This window comes from Veillonella montpellierensis DSM 17217, assembly GCF_000426745.1.
Lineage (GTDB): Bacteria > Bacillota > Negativicutes > Veillonellales > Veillonellaceae > Veillonella > Veillonella montpellierensis.
In genome coordinates this window covers 36770-53210 of the sequence record NZ_AUFY01000006.1, presented here as the reverse complement: position 1 = coordinate 53210, position 16441 = coordinate 36770, and the positions used below count along the sequence as shown (strand labels likewise).

Here is a 16441-nt window from a genome sequence, read left to right as displayed (position 1 = left end):
TGATAGATTGGATATTGAATTAATTAAGAAATTAATAAAAAAGCATATACCTGGACATAGCAACGTTATTTCACAAACAAGGGTATCTGAACGCTATTATAATGTAGACAATGATATTAATTACTTAAAAGAAAAACCTAAAAATCAGGAAGAAGCAAGACAAAAAGGCGACACGTTTAATCCCATGCATCAAGCAGATAATCGTATCGCCTATTCTTTTTATCCATTGTTAGTAGATCAAAAAACAGCATACATGTTTACAGCACCACCTATATTTGACGTTAAAAATGACACATTAAACAAGGCAATCCTTGACGATTTGGGGGATGCTTATGAGAAGAAGTGCAAAGATTTATCTGTTAAAGCGACAAACGGCGGCATAGCATGGGTTCATTATTGGATAGATGAAGATAATAAATTTCAATGGGTTACTGTTTCAGCAACTCAAATAGTCCCAATATGGAATAATCATATTAATACTAAATTAGAGGGCGTATTTAGAGTGTATGAAGATACAAACGAAGTGGGCGAAAATATAACAGTCTATGAATTTTGGAACGATAAGGAGGTACAAGCCTTTTCTATCCGAAGTTGGGATATAGTAGACCGAATTCAACCTTATTTAGCATTTACAATGATTGATCCTACTGGTGCAATGGCAAAAGTAGATACTATGCCTCACAATATGGGAGCCGTCCCGTTTATCCCATTTGCTAACAATGCTACATATACGCCAGATTTAAACCGTATTAAGAAACTTATTGATGTATATGATAAAACTTATAGCGGATTCTTGAATGATTTAGAAGATGTGCAAGAAGTTATATTCGTACTGACTAACTATGGTGGTGAAGATTTGGCAGAGTTCTTGAATGGGATGAAAAAATATAAGGCGATTCAAATGGATTCTACAGGGCCAGATGATAGAAGCGGTATTTCAACATTAACAATAGATATTCCGATTGAGGCACGTAAGGAACTTCTCAATATTACTCGTAAAGCTATTTTTGACATGGGGCAAGGCGTGGATCCACAGCAACAGGGATTAGATGGCACAAGTGGTGAAGCTATGAAATTCTTGTACACGTTACTTGAATTAAAAGCGGGCATGATGGAAACGGAGTTTCAATTGGGGTTTAATCAGCTTATTCGTGCTATTTGTAGATTCCACGGTAATGATAAGGTAACCGTCACACAAACATGGACTCGTACATCAGTTAAGAACGATAGTGATTTAGTTAATATGTGCTCACAATCCATGGGGGTTATATCTAAACGCAGCATTCTTGCACATCATCCGTTTGTTGAAGATGTCAACGAGGAACTTAAACAAATTAAAGCCGAAGAGGCAGAATCTAACAATGATATTTATGATGATTGGCAACATGAACATCATGACGATGGCTCTATAAACGACCATGACAATGATGAAGAAAAAGACCAATCGTCATATATATAAATTAAATCTCTAGTAACTCGTGGCAGGTGAACCACGGTAAAAACCGGAAGGAGAAAACATATGACATTCAAGGAACTATTAGAAAAATTGGGTATCGCAGAGGATAAAATTGACGAAGCGACAAAACAATTTAAAGAATTTCTCGATGGTGAATATGTACCGAAGTCGCGTTTTAATGAGGTAAACGCGGAAAAGAAAAACCTTGAAAATGCTGTTGCAGATCGTGATAAACAGCTGAAAACATTAAAGGATAGTGAAGGTGATATTACAGCACTAAAAGAAAAAATCACTGAATTGCAAGCCGAAAATAAAGCGAATGCTTTACAAGCGGAGCAAGATTTGAAGAATTTAAAAATATCAACCGCTGTTCAACTAGCAATCGGAGATACGGCTCAGGACGCTGAACTCGTAGCTAATTTGATTGATAAGTCTAAGCTTATTCTTGGTGAAGATGGCAAAGTAACTGGTTTACAAGAACAATTAAAAGAATTAAAGACGTCTAAATCGTTCTTGTTTAAACCTGAAGGTGATCCTAAATTTAAATATGACCCTAATAAGGGTAGCGGTACACACACAAACAATCCATTCTCTAAAGAACATTACAATCTAACGCAACAAGCTAAATTATTCTCAAAAGACCCTGTAAAGGCTAAACAATTAGCAAGTGAAGCAGGCGTTGAAATTAACTTTTAATTCAGGAGGTAACTTATGGGAACAACGTTACAAGATATTATTAATCCTACACCGTTTTTTACAGATTATGTGGTAAATCGTACAGAGGAATTATCCTCTATTTTTCAATCTGGCATTCTTACTCGCGACTCTCAATTTGACCAGTTAGCAAGTGAACCAGCACAAGTACATAACATGCCATTCTTTAATGATTTAACAGGCGATTCTGAAGATATAATTGAAGGGCAAGACCTTACGGCTGATAAAATTACATCTAATCAAGATACATCCACTACAATTCGCCGTGCTAAAATGTGGAGTTCTACAGATTTAGCAGCTCAATTATCTGGTACTGACCCTATGAAAGCTATTGGCGATTTAACTGCGGGGTTTTGGGCTCGTGATCATCAAAAAGAATTATTAAATATTCTTGATGGGGTATTTTCATCCGCTAGTATGACAGGGCATGTACTAAATATTACAGATGGAGTAGGTAAAGCGGCTAACTTTTCAGGAGAGGCTTTTATCGATGCAATGCAATTGATGGGGGATGCTCGAAATTCTTTAACCGCAGTTGTTATGCATTCTGCAACTAGATCCTACTTAGATAAATTGAACTTAATACAAACAATTCGCCAGTCTGATGCTGTATCATTTGATACATATATGGGCCGTCGTGTCATTGTAGATGATGGTTGCCCTGTAGATACAGATAAGTATACAACGTACTTATTTGGTGAAGGTGCTATCGCATATGGTGTGGGTAATCCAGTAGGATTAAAACAAGCAGCAGTTGATCGCGATGAAAAGAAAGGGTCTGGTATTGATTATTTAATTATGCGAAAAGCATTTATTTTGCATCCACGTGGGGTGGCATGGCAAAATAAAACGCGCGCACATGTTGAGTCTGTATCTCGTGACGAGTTAAAAGACAGCAAAAACTGGAAACGTGTATATGATCCTAAGAAAATTCGAATCGTTAAATTTGTACATAAATTAGGATAGAATTATGGGGGCTGATTCATATTGGGCAAGGCGTAGTATCGAACGAGAGGAAGAATGGAACAAAAAGAGCCGTGAAACAATCGAAAAAGAGCTAGCCGCTCATTATGAACGGTCAGCTCAACGCATTCAAGCTAACATCGAACAACTTTATGGGAAGTTTGCTGATGATAATGGAATATCTATTATTAAAGCAAAGAAGCTGATCAATGGTCCTGAGTTTAGAACATGGAAAAAAGACATTGAAGAATACATGAAAGAGTATAAAGAAACTGGTAATCATAAAACATTACTGGAATTAAATACTCTTTCTATGCGTTCTCGTATATCAAGACTTGATAAGCTGTATGGAGATACGCTCATTGAGATTGATAAGCTAGGTCAAAAGACAAATGCATCGATTACAGGATTTCTAAAGTCTGCATATAAAGATAATCGCTTGCATTCTGCATATGAACTAGGTAAACGAGGTAAGGGACCATTGCAAGTAGCTATAGATAATGCACATATGGAAGATATACTACGGACTCCTTGGAGCGGTAAAAATTATAGTGAACGGATATGGAAGAATGCTGATAAGCTCACCAAAACAATACAGGATACTATTTTGAATGGTGTACATAGAGGAGTATCTGTTAATAATCTAGCTAAAGAAGTGCAGCAACGAATGGGAGTAGGCAAAAATGATGCCGTTCGATTAGTTCGCACGGAACTTAATTATATTCATAATCAAGCTACATTAGACTCTTTGAAGTCTGCTAATATGGAGTACTTTCAATTTATAGCAACACTCGATAAACGAACATCTTCGACTTGCCGTCAACATGATAACAATATATATCCTGTTGCAGATGCTGAAGTTGGAACGAATGTTCCGCCTCTGCATCCGCGATGTAGATCCACAATAGCAGGTACGCTAGATAAGAAAGCGACTAGTGGTTCTCGTATTGGTAAGATTGAAAAAGTTAATAAGAGAGAACCTGTGCGATATGAGAAAGTACCTCGCAATATGGACTATGACGATTGGAAAGCTGTGTATGTAGATAAATCTAAGACGTTTGATGAGTGGAAGAGAGAAAATAGACCAATTCACTTCAAAGATAATGGCAAATTAATTACACTTCGCATGCCTGATGATTTAGAAAAAGTTTCTATTGGAGAAAATCGAGTTAAAGCCGCCATTCGATATTTTGATCAACCTACGTATACGGATCAAGAACGAATGGAGAAAAACCTTAAGCATTTATCTGATAACTTTATTAAAATGGTGCTTGTGAAGGAAGTGAATGAGTACCGATTAGCTAAACATGTGGTAGATAATAAAAAGCTTGAAGACTTTAAACCGCTAGAGTATACTATAGGTAAAGATAAGATTAATCGATGGTTTACAGATGAGGGGCTGCCTTTGTATCCACCAAATAATGGAGCTGTAGGCGAATTGTGGGATAGTAAGCTACCAATCGGATATTGTGTATCTCGATATGGAGGTGTAGCAGGAAGTTATGTCGCTCCATTAGAAACAGAATTCTCATATCGAGGAATGCCTTATGATGAGGAAACACATATTAAAAATAAGCATATATATCGTGTACTAAAGCCTTTGCCGGTTAAGGTAGGCATTGTTGCACCCGCATTTAATCAAGTAGGTGGTGGAATGCAGTATAAAGTTGATAAACCAATTTTGCACTATCTAAACTCTGGATATTTAGAAGAGGTATTTTGATATGAATATCAAGGAATTACAAAAGTTTTTGCCAAGAATTGGCATTTCTAAAACTTCATATAATATAGAGGCTGATGGGTCAGAGGTTAGTTCTGGGGGAGTTGTACTAGAAAGCACTCCGAAAGGAATTTGTGTATATTATACAGAGCGATATGTAGATTATGAAGTGAAATATTTTAAAGAAGAAGAGGCAGCTGTCAAATATTTTCTTTATTTATTAGAAGGACTTAGTAACGATTATAAAAGCTATAAAATTAAGCACTCTACATAGGGTGCTTTTTTAATACCTAAAAGGAGGTGGGATATGGCCAATGTGAAGTATATAAGTTATGAAGAGGCGGTACAGTGTATTGCAGATACAGCTAAACGAATGTTGTTTATGCTTGATACGACCATGGACAAAAAGAACCTAGAGCCTATTTCTTTCTTTGTTGAAAAGTTCGTACTAGATTGTATGGATTATTGCCATAGAACAGACTTCCCTCGTTCGTTGGTCTATACTGGTGCGGAATTAGCTGTAAAGTATAGCAAGGACACATTGAACCAATCACAAGGCCCGTTAAAGTCATTAAAAGAAAATGATGTTGAGTTTACATGGGCCATATCGGATATGTCGCCAATTGGATGCATTAGTGAACAAGATTTTGATTCTATCAAGTCTAAACTAAATTTATATCGTAAGGTGGTATGGTCTAATGGGTAATACATATAGTGCACTACTTGCCCAGTACATGTATAAAGATGTGTGTACTATTGCAAGGCAAGTAGAAACAACCGATGATATAGGGGCTGATGTGTACGAGATGAAAGATATATACACAGACATTCCTTGTAAGCTAGGACAGATGAGACAAGCCAGTATGAATGGCCAACCTACAGATGGGGCGTTTTTGATCAAAAATTGTTTACGCCTATCGTTGCCTATTGAGTATGATGTAAAAGAGAATGACATCATTACTATTCACCATAAAGGACAGACCTTTGTTATGAGATCTGATACGTCATTTAAGTATATGTCACATCAAGAGATAGCATTATTTAGAATGAGTGAGGCGTAATATATGGGTGTAAGGATTAATGGATTTGATATGCTCAATGCTAAATGGAAAAAAATAGTAGCAGAATATCCTGAACATAGAGATACATTATTAACACAACAAGCAGAATTGCTTATTAATGATGTAAAAATGAAAACACCTGTAGATACTGGTACACTTCGTAATGCGTGGAAGCACACCGCTGTTAATAGCGGGGTTATCGAGATATACAATAATACAGAGTATGCTAATCATGTAGAGTATGGGCATAGAACTTCGAAAGGTGGATTTGTGAAAGGTAGAAAGATGTTACATCGTTCTATAGTAGGGTTTAAAAGTAAATTTTTACGGAACACCCGAACGATTATGAGGAACTTATTAGATGATTAAATTAAGACATATACAGAAAGCTCTAATAGATATTTTAAAAGGTAGATATCCAACATATAAGGTATATTTTGACAATGTAGAAAAGTCGAATGTGCCTTATTTTTATGTAGAAATGTTTGTACATAATGGGATAGGTGATGATACCTATTTTAATAGAGTAATACAGATAGATATTACTTTTAGGACTATGGAGGATACACAGGGTCGAATTAAACGAGCCGAATTATACGATATGTCAGATAGTTTAGAGTGTATGTTTAGACCAGGAATCAAAGTTGATGATAGATATATAACCATCAATAATTTTGAACATACATTTATAGATGAAGTATTACACTTTATATTTAATTTAGAATTTGAAGATGCATTTACGGATAAAGAAGTAGGATTTATTCAAAATGAAGTTATTGAAACTCTTACTCTTAGCCTTAATGGTGTTCATTTAATTGAGGAGGTAACTAATGGCTAACGAAACCGAAAAATTTGGATTGCCACAAGTCTTAATTGACTTTAAAACAAAAGGGATTACAGCGATTAAACGTTCTGCACGTGGCGTGGTTGTATTGATTTTAAAATGCGAAAGCACGGATACATCTAATAAATATAAGATTTCTGATGTGTCTGATATTCCTGATAGCGTATTTGATGAAGCTTGTACAGATCTTATTAAGAAATGTCTTGATGGCACTCCTTTACGTGTTTTGGTATACACATTACCTAAGGCAAGTGTGCAAGCGGCTAAAAATACACAAGCTACATTATTGAAGCAGTTGAAACATATTCGATACAACTATATTGCAGCACCTACTGGCACGCTACAAGAGCAACAAGATTTGGCATCGTATATTAAAGCTGAATGCAATAACAGCCGTAAGACTGTAAAAGCAGTCGTTGGAGGTGTGGCATCTGACCATGAGAGGGTAGTTAACTTCTGTACGGAAGATATAAAAGTGGCTACCGGACAAAATTCTAAAGGCCAAACACAATATAAAACGTACACTCCAATCGAATATACGGCTCGCATTGCGGGTATCTTAGCCGGATTGGCATTAGACCGCTCGGCTACATATTACAAATTAACCGAAGTTGAGTCTGTTAAAGTATATGAAGACTTAAATGATCGCATTGATAAAGGCGAATTGCATTTATTTGATGAAGAAGATGGTGAGGGTGTTAAAATTGCTCGTGCTTGCAATTCCTTGCAAACATTCACAACTGATAAAGGCGAAGAGTTCCGAAAGATTAAAATCATGGAAGGTGTTGACATGGTTACGGATGATATTCGTGATACATTTAAAAAGTACTATGTTGGTAAATACATCAACGATTACAATCATAAAATGTTATTCATTGGGGCTATCTTAGTATATTTTGGTCAATTGGCTGGTAATGTGCTTGATAGTCGAGCAGGCAATACAGTAGATATCGACGTTCAATTCCAAAAAGATTATGCCATTATTAAAGGTGAAGATGTATCGCAAATGACTGAAATGCAAATTCGCGAATACAATACTGGCTCTCAAATTGGTTTGTCAGGCAAAGTTAAATTTGTAGATGCTATGGAAGATTTAAAGATTACTTTCACAATGTAATAGAAAGGAACTATACGCATGAATAAAGATACGTTTACATTTGATTTACAAACATTCGCTCGTGCTGCTGAAGATGTACAATATCGTGGCCGCCGTCGTTGGAACGGCTCTCATGGTAAGTTGTGGCTTGATGGTGAGTTGGTATTCGAAATTGAAAGTTTTGAGGCTAGTGTTGAGTCTCAACGAGAAGATGTAATTATTGGCAACTCTGTTGACAGTAAGGTAACAGCATTGAAAGGAGAGGGCACAATTAAAATTAAAAATGTTATCAATCGAAATCATCGTAAGTTGTTAGAGGAATGGAGTGCAGGCCATGACCCTAGAACCGTTCTTACTGGCTTACTTGATGATCCGGATGCAGTGGATGGACAAAAAGAACGTATTACGATTGATAATGTTTGGTTCACTAAAATTCCTCTTATGAATTTTGAAAAAGGTAAAGTTGTTGAAACTGAATTACCTTTCGGCTTTACGCCTGAAGATGCTCAATTTATTGAATCTATTGACTAATTGAAAGGAATAAAAAATTATGGCTATTTCTATTAACGAATTAATTACTAAACGAGAAGAAATTATTAATCGTAAAGCTCAAAAATTAACTATTGAAACTTCTATCGGTGAAATTGTAGCAAAGAAGCCTACTGCTTCCATTATGTCAGAAGCTCTTGGCTTAGAAAGTAATAATGATCAATATTTGGTGTATAACTGTATTATTGAACCAGATTTAAAAGATAAAGAATTACAGCAGGCTTATGAATGTATCGAACCAATGGATATTGTCGATAAAGTATTTGATGTTGGCGAAGTGAAAGCGATTAGTACCGTTTTAGTTGAATCTGTAGGGGGTGGCAAGAAGCTTAGCCATGCTATTGCTGATGAAGTAAAAAAGTAATAGAAGAAGACTGGGAGGCGGCTATTGCCGCCTACTTAGTTTTAAAAGGACATACGTTTGAATATTTCTTTACTTTAACTACAATGGAAAAAATTATGTGCCGTGTAGCCATGGATAAAGAGAGAAGAGAACGCATTGAAATTACTAAAATTGCTCTAAAGGAGGTACTAGGTGGCTGATACTGAAAAATTAGGCGTTGAACTCTCTCTTAATGATAGAGGTTTTATAGCAGGCATAGAAAAAGCTCAACAATCAACGCAGAAGCTTGCACATTCAACAGCGATACTTGCCCCTGCGGTATCTTCTGTAGAAAAGAGTATGAGTACCGCCACTAGTGCAGTACAAGGTATAGCAAAGACCACAAAAACGGCTGAAAGTGAACTATTTAAATTAAAGCGTGTTGGTAGTAATATCAAAGTTAAAATTGCGGCTAAAGATAGTGCTACGGCTAAAGTGAAACAAATTAAAAGTCAACTCAATGGAATTAAAGGTAAAGTATATACAGCGACTGTAAATGTTAAGCAGAACATGTCTGGAGCCGTATCAAATGTTGGAAATAAACTTAGTGGCGCTATGCTTGGAACAACTATGCAAATGGCTGGTATGGCAGGGATTGGATTCGGTATATTCGATGCTGTAAAAGGATATGCAGATTTCGAAGAAGAAATGTCTGCGGTTAAAGCGATTTCAGGTGCTAGTGGTGAAGAATTCGAACGCTTGAACGAAAAGGCAATTCAAATGGGCGCGGATACTAAATTTAGTGCGTTAGAATCTGCACAAGCATTTAAGTATATGGGTATGGCTGGTTGGAAGACTAGCGATATGATTAACGGTATTGCGGGGATTATGGATTTAGCGGCCGCTTCTGGTGAAGACCTTGCTATGACTTCTGATATTGTTACCGATAGCTTATCTGCCTTTGGATTACAAGCTAAAGATTCTGCTATGTTCGCTGATGTGTTAGCGGCAGCCGCTACTAATTCAAACACTAATGTTGCTATGATGGGGCAAACATTTAAATATGCAGCTCCAGTAGCCGGGGCATTAGGTTTTAGCATTCAAGATACTGCTATTGCCATAGGTCTTATGGCTAATCAAGGTATCAAAGGATCTGAAGCTGGTACATCACTTCGTGCTATGATGACTAGAATTGTTAAGCCTACAAAAGAGTTGGGAGAGGCTATGAAAATGTTAGGCGTTAACATTTTAAATGCTAATGGCAAAATGAAATCTTTTAGAGAAATTATAAAAGATATTCGTAATGGAATGTCTAAATTAACGCCAGAAAGTAAAGCGGCGGTGGCGGGCATGCTTGCAGGTCAAGAAGCTATGTCAGGGTTATTGGCATTAGTTAATTCATCAGATGGTGATTTTGATAAGTTAGCAGGTTCTATCGATAATTCATCAGGTGCTGCAAAGAAAATGGCTAACATTCGCATGGATAATTTAAAAGGGGATTTAGAACAATTGTCAGGTGACTGGGACGCATTTACCACTAAGTTAATGAGTGGTAAAATTGGCGGACTTAGAGAGATTGTACAAGGTGTTGATAGTTGGTTTACTGGATTTTCTGAAAGCATTGAAAAAAATGGTTTTACAATAAAGTCAATTATTGATGGGATTACATCGGCTATCAAAGGACTGGTTAAACAAACCGCTAAAATGGACGGATTGCCATCTATTTTATCGACAGCTGCATTGGCCACTCTTGGTATTGGTGCTTTTAAAATTGGTAAGAAATTTTGGAATACTGGTAAAGGTATTGCAGGTATGTTAGGTAAAGGCGGAGGTATTACTGATAATATTATGGGCGATAATACCTCGATTCATTGTGCTAATGTTTATGTGTATGGTAAAAACATTTATGATGGTGGTTATAGTCTAGGTAGTGGAGATAAAAGAGGTAATGTTGGCGGTGTTCCGACTAAAACTTCTGCAGGCGGTAAATTCGGCCGATTAGGTAGGGGTGTTTCTAAAGGGTTTGGCATTCTTGGTAGAGGTGCTAGTAAATTAGGAGGCTTATTATCTAAGGCTGGCGGTAAAGCATTTTTACCACTTACTCTGGCCATGGGGGCATATGATATGGCCAACTCTAATAATAAAGGGAAAACCGCTGCAGGTATTGGCGGTAGCCTTGCCGGTGGTTTGGCTGGTGCAAAATTAGGTGCTATGGGTGGTGCTGCGATTGGCAGTATTATTCCAGGTGCAGGAACGGCCGTTGGCGGTGCTATTGGCGGTGCATTAGGTGGTATTGGTGGTGCAATTTTTGGCGAACAGTTTGGACAAGATATCTATGATGGAATCACTAATAATTTAGATGGTATATCTGGATGGTTCGCTGAAAAGTGGAATAGTATTGTCGATAGTTGCACTCCTGTTGTAAATACAATAGTCGGATTATACGGATTTCTTTGGGATGGAATTGTAGCACTATTTAGCCCTGTTGCTAGTTGGTTTAATGATGAGGTATGGCAACCAATATATTATTTTGCAAGCGGAGCTATTGACAGCGTTGTCGACGTATTTAGTGGCGCATGGGAAAGTATTACAAGCGTGTGGAGTGCGGCAGCCGGTTGGTTTGATACCAATGTATGGCAACCATTAAAAGCGAAAGCTAGTGAGGTATTAGGGGGGTTAGGTAGTACATTAAGTTCTTTACAACAACGAGGTGCAAAAATTACAGGATTAACAGGCCATGCAACTGGGACAACTTACTTTGACGGTGGATGGACTGAAATCAATGAACGTGGTGGTGAGATTGTAGATTTACCTAGCGGATCTAGAATTTACCCTCATGCGACTACTGAAAAGATGTTAGCCAAAGAATTTAGCGGTGCCGGGGGCGGTGGTAATAATTACACTGTTACAGGTAATACGTTTGTTGTCAGAGAAGAAGCTGATATTGATCGCATTGCACATTCCTTATTCTCGATGTTTGGAGCGGCTGAAACAAATTATGGAGGTGTATAGGTATGTCAAAATTCGTTAGCGGTATAGGGCGTGCCTTATCGCTCTTATCGTTTGCATTTGGTAACAACGCAAGGGAATTACCAACTATTATTATTTCACAAGATGAGGAAAGGCTTGTATTGCCTGTTACTCCTGTTAAATATGAAGTTGGTAACGAACAAGACAATAAAACTGTCGATATTACTCAAATTGGTGAGGTTCTATTATTCGGGAACTCTAAGCTCAAAACATTGTCATTTGAAGGCTTTTTACCAGCAAAAAAATATCCGTTTATTGTAGGGGATAATCGAAAACCTATTGAGATTATTAATCTTATAGAAAAGTGGAAACTATCAAAGAAACCTGTTAGGGTCATCATAAGTGATGGCCCTATTAATTTGATGATGGGAATTCAGTCATTCCCCTACAAGAAACAGGAAAATACAGGAGATATGTATTACACACTAACATTTAAAGAGTACAAAGACCTTAATACATCTGCTACTGATGATAATAAACCAGTTGACGATATTACAGGTCTAAAAGATAGACCTACAGTCACGCATAAACTTAAAACAGCAACGTTATTTAGTAAAGGTTCTGATGTATTAGATGCAGCCAAAAAAGCATATGGTAATTATCGTCATTATGAACGCATTATCCAATCGAACGACTTAAAGAGCTTAGCTATTAATAATCTTAGCCAGCTTAGAAAGTTGAAGGTGAAATAATATGATTATCAAACACATTGGCACTAAAACAGTAAAAGATAAAAAGACTGGCCAAAAAACGGAAGTACCTATTGAAAATGATATTACGCATTTAGTTGAGCGTATTACCTGGTCTGGTTCTCGTATTCAAGCAGCTAGAAAACTTGAATTTGTATTAGTGCAGGAACCACGAGATCCAAACTGGTCCATCTATGCGGTGAGTATTGGTGAAACAATTAAAGGGTACTCAGAAGATGGTGATGTACAATTTGTTGGCAATATATATACCACCGAACGCAAAACATCGGCATCACGAATTACAGTAACATGTTATGACAACATGTTCATATTGAGTAAATCAAAGACTACTCGTAAATTCACCAATATGACAGCAGAGGATATCGCAAAGGCTGTATGCAAGGAAATGGGTATTAAAGTAGGTAAACTTGCTGAAACCAAAGAAAAAATTACTTTTATTGCTAACAACAAGTCAGGGTATCAAATCATACTTATAGCTTATACAGAAGCAGCTAAAAAGACCAACAAAAAATATCAAGCTATGATGGAGGGCGACGAGCTCGATGTCATAGAGAAAGGTTCATTGATTGAGGGGCTAGTAATAGACCAATATAGGAATATTACCGACTCATCATTTAAAGAATCTATTGAAAATATGATTAATAAAGTCATGATTGTTGATGACAAAGGCAATTTTGTTAGATATGAAAGTAAAGACGACCAAATTCAACGATATTCTATGATACAAGCTGTTTACAAGGAAAGTAAAAACAAAAATACGGCTGAAGAAGTAAATAGTATATTTAAAGTGCCAGAAAGGACAGGCGTGATTGATTGTTTAGGCGATTATGCTGCTTTATCCTCGTATTCTGTTGAAATTAGAGATGTGATTACAGAGTTAAGTGGCAAGTTCTGGATCAAGAGTGATACTCATGATTTTAAAAATGGGCAACATACCATGAAACTCGAGATTGAATTTGAAAATCTTATGAGTAAAGAAAAGGTCGATAATTCTTCGGAAGAAAAGAGAGCGCAATAAGAAAGGTAGAAATTTATATGTTAAATGATATCCCTAGTGCAGCACATTCGATGGCGAAAATGGTGGATACAATCCATGGTATCGCCAAAGGTGAACAACCTATGGGTATGCGAATTGGTGTAGTAACATCACCATTTCCTGATTTAGTTATTCGCGTTGATAATATTGATATTACCAATGAACAGATATATTTGAACGATTATTGGAAACCAGGTCATCATCGTGAAGCTAAAGGCCATATTATAAGCGAAACGCAACCTCGTTCTGGTGGTGGTGGATATGCAGAGTTTGCTAGTCATACTCATGCTATCCACAATGATTACACAGATACAATTAATATGACAGATACCTTGCGAGTGGGTGATGAAGTAACCGTATTCCCAGTATATGGACAAGGAGAACAACTTTATTACATCGATCAAAAGGTGGTGAAACTATGAGCGAAGAATATCCTTTTGCAGGGTTAACTCGTACAGTCGAGGCTAGTAAGAGTGATTTACCATTATTCCGTGAATATGAATGGGACTTTAAAAATGATACATTTAAATATAATTCAGGTGGCAATCGAATTATATTAGAGGGAGATGCCGCATTAAAAGTTTGGGTGTACAAAGCACTTAAAACTGAACGGAACCAGTATCTGGCCTATTCAGCTCGTTATGGTATTGAGTTAAAGCCGTTTATAGGTAAAGTTATGAGCGTAGGTGAACGCTATTCGGAACTTAAACGGGTGATTATAGAGTGCCTTATGGTAAATCCATATATAAAGTCGATTGATAGTATCGAGTTTACTGCGAATGGAGATAAAGTTGATTGTCAAATTGAATTAACTACGATATATGGAGGTATTAATATTAATGTTTAATATTCCAACATCAGATGAAATTTTAAAAAGCCTCCAGTTGCAATCGCAATTACCTATGAGTAAGTTTGAGGGTACATTTGAGTATGATGTATTCTCATCTAATGCAATTGAGTTTATGAAAACATATGTCGAATTAGGAGAATTATACAAAGTTGCATTTGCTGATACGTCATATGGTGATTTTTTAACTATGCGCGCTAAAGAGGCAGGTATAGTACGAAAGAAAGCAACGCATGCAGCTGGAGTTGTAACAGTTAAAGGGCATGGTGTATTACCACAGGGAAGTCAATTCTCTACGGCTGATGGGGTGCTATTTGAAACACTTGAAACCGTAACGATTAATAGTAGTCAAGATGTTACTGTGCAAGCTGTTGAAACCGGCAATATTGGCAATGTAGCGCCCAATACAATTAATACAATTCCTATGTCAATTCCCGGTATTAATAGCGTTACTAACAAAAAACCAATAAAAGATGGGTTTGAAGAAGAAAATGATGATAATTTACGTGAACGATATTTGTTGCATGTTCGGTATCCGGGTACATCAGGTAATAAGATGCACTATTATGAGTGGGCTATGTCTGTTCCTGGTGTTGGTGGTGCAAAAATTATACCCACGTGGAATGGTCCCGGTACAGTCAAGGTTATTATTATCAATTCTGAATTTAAACAAGCTTCTACAGAACTTATTAGATTAGTGCGAGATTACATTGAAAGCGTTCGTCCTATGGGGGCTATGGTAACTGTAGTTAGCGCAGTACCTAAAGTAATTAATGTAACCGCTACTATAGAGGGTAAAAATTTTGCTTTAGACAAATTTAAAAAGATGATGGCCAACTATTTAATAGATCTTGAAAAATCAGTTATTAATGATAGTGCAAGTAGTAAATTATCGATTGCAAAAGTGGGTAGTTTTATTATTGACGCAGGAGCTATCGACTATCAGAATTTGCGAATTAATAATAATGATAAAAGTATTGTTATTAATAATGAAGATTTGCCGACATTGGGCGAGGTGAATATGTAATGATATTTGAATTATTGAGAACGTATAAAATTGATGTTCTCCGTTATTTGCCTAAGTTCTTAAAAAATGATGGTTCTTTTAAAGGCATTGAAGATACTTTAAGTGAAGAACACGAGAAGCAAAGGCTTTTGATTATCGATATATGTAAACAGTTATTTGTCGAAAGTGCTACGTGGGGGCTTGATGATTGGGAGCGTGTGTACGGAGTTACTACCAATAAGTATTTAACAATAAGACAACGTAGGGCAAATCTTCTTACTAAAATTCGAGGTACTAAAACAATTACTGTCAAACAGTTAGAAGCAATCATTAATGAATCAGTGCCAGTGTGTGGGGCTCATGTATTAGAAAATACGAAACCTAATGAATTTAAAATTACATTAGATGTAGCTGTTTATATCGAAAAAATACGAGAGCTAGTAGAACAATATAAGCCAGCTCATTTGACGTATGTTGTAGCGGAACTGTATCAAGGTTGTACTGATATATATATAGGCGGCATTGTTACCGTTCTTGAAAAACAAAAAATACAATATGCGAAGAATGATAACACTATTACATGTTCTGATCACATTAATGTTGGTATGACAGTGATTAATTATGACAAAATTAAAATATATGGAGGCAATCGATGAGTGATTATGGAAAAATCATAACGACTAATAGCGGTCGCAACATGCTATTAGAATCAATTAAAACAAAAACACCAGTTATATTTACAAAAATTTCTATCGGAGACGGGGTATTGAGTAATGAATCGATAGAAACATTAACACAGTTAAAGCACTCACTGCTAGATGGCGGTGTACCACAAGTGAATACATTAGGAAATGGTGAGATTGAAGCCATATCTACAATTGATAATAGCAATGTAACAATTGGTTTTTTTGCACGGGAATTAGGGTTGTTTGCAAAACTCGGTGACGAAGGCAAAGAACAACTATTTGCATATACTAATGCAGGCTCTAATGCAAGTTATATTCCGCCAAACACCAGTATTGACGAGAAAATGATGGGAATTCAATTAGCCGTAGGTGATGCAAATGTTACGGTAAATGCTAAAAGC

The 16441-nt window shown here is 36.6% G+C and carries 19 protein-coding genes; all 19 read left to right on the top strand.

The features are described from left to right. The first annotated feature begins 7 nt into the window (after positions 1 to 7). The 19 genes from K357_RS0102665 to K357_RS09305 all read left to right on the top strand — a co-directional run bounded on the left by K357_RS0102665 (position 8) and on the right by K357_RS09305 (position 16010). Positions 8 to 1459 carry a phage portal protein gene (locus K357_RS0102665; protein ID WP_028257337.1) on the top strand — a complete coding sequence of 484 codons (1452 nt, stop codon included), beginning with the start codon at positions 8 to 10 and terminating at the stop codon, positions 1457 to 1459. Between the two features lie 60 nt (positions 1460 to 1519). Continuing rightward, positions 1520 to 2152: a phage scaffolding protein gene (locus K357_RS0102660; protein WP_028257336.1), complete on the top strand. Its 633-nt coding sequence runs from the start codon at positions 1520 to 1522 to the stop codon at positions 2150 to 2152. A 15-nt stretch (positions 2153 to 2167) separates the two neighbouring features. Further along, a complete protein-coding gene (locus K357_RS0102655) occupies positions 2168 to 3136 on the top strand; it encodes a major capsid protein (protein WP_028257335.1) in 969 nt (322 codons plus the stop codon). Positions 3137 to 3140: 4 nt separating this feature from the next. Then, on the top strand, positions 3141 to 4856 hold the full coding sequence (locus tag K357_RS09315) for a phage head morphogenesis protein (protein WP_051212013.1): 1716 nt from the start codon (positions 3141 to 3143) through the stop codon (positions 4854 to 4856). A 1-nt stretch (position 4857) separates the two neighbouring features. Continuing rightward, a complete protein-coding gene (locus K357_RS0102645; RefSeq protein WP_028257334.1) occupies positions 4858 to 5127 on the top strand; it encodes a hypothetical protein in 270 nt (89 codons plus the stop codon). Between the two features lie 33 nt (positions 5128 to 5160). Continuing rightward, a complete protein-coding gene (locus K357_RS0102640) occupies positions 5161 to 5559 on the top strand; it encodes a head-tail connector protein (protein ID WP_028257333.1) in 399 nt (132 codons plus the stop codon). Further along, positions 5552 to 5914 (top strand): hypothetical protein, encoded by a 363-nt coding sequence (locus K357_RS0102635; protein ID WP_028257332.1) that lies wholly within the window; start codon positions 5552 to 5554, stop codon positions 5912 to 5914. The genes K357_RS0102640 and K357_RS0102635 overlap by 8 nt, the downstream gene beginning before the upstream one ends. 3 nt (positions 5915 to 5917) lie before the next feature. Then, positions 5918 to 6283: an HK97 gp10 family phage protein gene (locus tag K357_RS0102630; protein ID WP_051212011.1), complete on the top strand. Its 366-nt coding sequence runs from the start codon at positions 5918 to 5920 to the stop codon at positions 6281 to 6283. Further along, complete coding sequence (locus K357_RS0102625) at positions 6276 to 6752, top strand: phage tail terminator family protein (protein WP_028257330.1); 477 nt, start codon at positions 6276 to 6278, stop codon at positions 6750 to 6752. The genes K357_RS0102630 and K357_RS0102625 overlap by 8 nt, the downstream gene beginning before the upstream one ends. Then, a complete protein-coding gene (locus tag K357_RS0102620; RefSeq protein ID WP_028257329.1) occupies positions 6745 to 7875 on the top strand; it encodes a phage tail sheath C-terminal domain-containing protein in 1131 nt (376 codons plus the stop codon). The genes K357_RS0102625 and K357_RS0102620 overlap by 8 nt, the downstream gene beginning before the upstream one ends. An 18-nt stretch (positions 7876 to 7893) precedes the next feature. Beyond that, positions 7894 to 8385, top strand: a complete 492-nt coding sequence (locus tag K357_RS08615; RefSeq protein ID WP_051212009.1) for a phage tail tube protein — start codon at positions 7894 to 7896, stop codon at positions 8383 to 8385. 19 nt (positions 8386 to 8404) lie between these two features. After that, a complete protein-coding gene (locus K357_RS0102610) occupies positions 8405 to 8767 on the top strand; it encodes a phage tail assembly chaperone (protein WP_028257328.1) in 363 nt (120 codons plus the stop codon). A gap of 171 nt (positions 8768 to 8938) precedes the next feature. Further along, on the top strand, positions 8939 to 11737 hold the full coding sequence (locus K357_RS09865; RefSeq protein ID WP_051212007.1) for a phage tail tape measure protein: 2799 nt from the start codon (positions 8939 to 8941) through the stop codon (positions 11735 to 11737). 2 nt (positions 11738 to 11739) lie between these two features. Further along, positions 11740 to 12447, top strand: coding sequence for a hypothetical protein (locus K357_RS0102600; RefSeq protein ID WP_038113445.1), 708 nt, complete (start codon positions 11740 to 11742; stop codon positions 12445 to 12447). 1 nt (position 12448) lies between these two features. Further along, the gene (locus K357_RS08605; RefSeq protein WP_211218936.1) at positions 12449 to 13483 is read left to right on the top strand and encodes an XkdQ/YqbQ family protein; all 1035 of its coding nucleotides are present in this window, start codon (positions 12449 to 12451) and stop codon (positions 13481 to 13483) included. A 17-nt stretch (positions 13484 to 13500) separates the two neighbouring features. Beyond that, complete coding sequence (locus K357_RS0102590; RefSeq protein ID WP_028257326.1) at positions 13501 to 13923, top strand: DUF2577 family protein; 423 nt, start codon at positions 13501 to 13503, stop codon at positions 13921 to 13923. Then, entirely contained in the window at positions 13920 to 14348 is a 429-nt protein-coding gene (locus tag K357_RS0102585) for a DUF2634 domain-containing protein (RefSeq protein WP_028257325.1), read from the top strand. Before K357_RS0102590 ends, K357_RS0102585 begins: the two co-directional genes overlap by 4 nt. Beyond that, a complete protein-coding gene (locus tag K357_RS0102580) occupies positions 14341 to 15375 on the top strand; it encodes a baseplate J/gp47 family protein (protein WP_028257324.1) in 1035 nt (344 codons plus the stop codon). The genes K357_RS0102585 and K357_RS0102580 overlap by 8 nt, the downstream gene beginning before the upstream one ends. Beyond that, a complete protein-coding gene (locus K357_RS09305; RefSeq protein WP_028257323.1) occupies positions 15375 to 16010 on the top strand; it encodes a putative phage tail protein in 636 nt (211 codons plus the stop codon). The genes K357_RS0102580 and K357_RS09305 overlap by 1 nt, the downstream gene beginning before the upstream one ends. Positions 16011 to 16441 lie beyond the last annotated feature (431 nt).

Coding starts and splice junctions, on each gene's coding strand:
- K357_RS0102660 (WP_028257336.1), top strand. CDS start 1,520: ATGACATTCAAGGAACTATTAGAAAAATTGGGTATCGCAGAGGATAAA.
- K357_RS0102655 (WP_028257335.1), top strand. CDS start 2,168: ATGGGAACAACGTTACAAGATATTATTAATCCTACACCGTTTTTTACA.
- K357_RS09315 (WP_051212013.1), top strand. CDS start 3,141: ATGGGGGCTGATTCATATTGGGCAAGGCGTAGTATCGAACGAGAGGAA.
- K357_RS0102645 (WP_028257334.1), top strand. CDS start 4,858: ATGAATATCAAGGAATTACAAAAGTTTTTGCCAAGAATTGGCATTTCT.
- K357_RS0102640 (WP_028257333.1), top strand. CDS start 5,161: ATGGCCAATGTGAAGTATATAAGTTATGAAGAGGCGGTACAGTGTATT.
- K357_RS0102635 (WP_028257332.1), top strand. CDS start 5,552: ATGGGTAATACATATAGTGCACTACTTGCCCAGTACATGTATAAAGAT.
- K357_RS0102630 (WP_051212011.1), top strand. CDS start 5,918: ATGGGTGTAAGGATTAATGGATTTGATATGCTCAATGCTAAATGGAAA.
- K357_RS0102625 (WP_028257330.1), top strand. CDS start 6,276: ATGATTAAATTAAGACATATACAGAAAGCTCTAATAGATATTTTAAAA.
- K357_RS0102620 (WP_028257329.1), top strand. CDS start 6,745: ATGGCTAACGAAACCGAAAAATTTGGATTGCCACAAGTCTTAATTGAC.
- K357_RS08615 (WP_051212009.1), top strand. CDS start 7,894: ATGAATAAAGATACGTTTACATTTGATTTACAAACATTCGCTCGTGCT.
- K357_RS0102610 (WP_028257328.1), top strand. CDS start 8,405: ATGGCTATTTCTATTAACGAATTAATTACTAAACGAGAAGAAATTATT.
- K357_RS0102600 (WP_038113445.1), top strand. CDS start 11,740: ATGTCAAAATTCGTTAGCGGTATAGGGCGTGCCTTATCGCTCTTATCG.
- K357_RS08605 (WP_211218936.1), top strand. CDS start 12,449: ATGATTATCAAACACATTGGCACTAAAACAGTAAAAGATAAAAAGACT.
- K357_RS0102590 (WP_028257326.1), top strand. CDS start 13,501: ATGTTAAATGATATCCCTAGTGCAGCACATTCGATGGCGAAAATGGTG.
- K357_RS0102585 (WP_028257325.1), top strand. CDS start 13,920: ATGAGCGAAGAATATCCTTTTGCAGGGTTAACTCGTACAGTCGAGGCT.
- K357_RS0102580 (WP_028257324.1), top strand. CDS start 14,341: ATGTTTAATATTCCAACATCAGATGAAATTTTAAAAAGCCTCCAGTTG.
- K357_RS09305 (WP_028257323.1), top strand. CDS start 15,375: ATGATATTTGAATTATTGAGAACGTATAAAATTGATGTTCTCCGTTAT.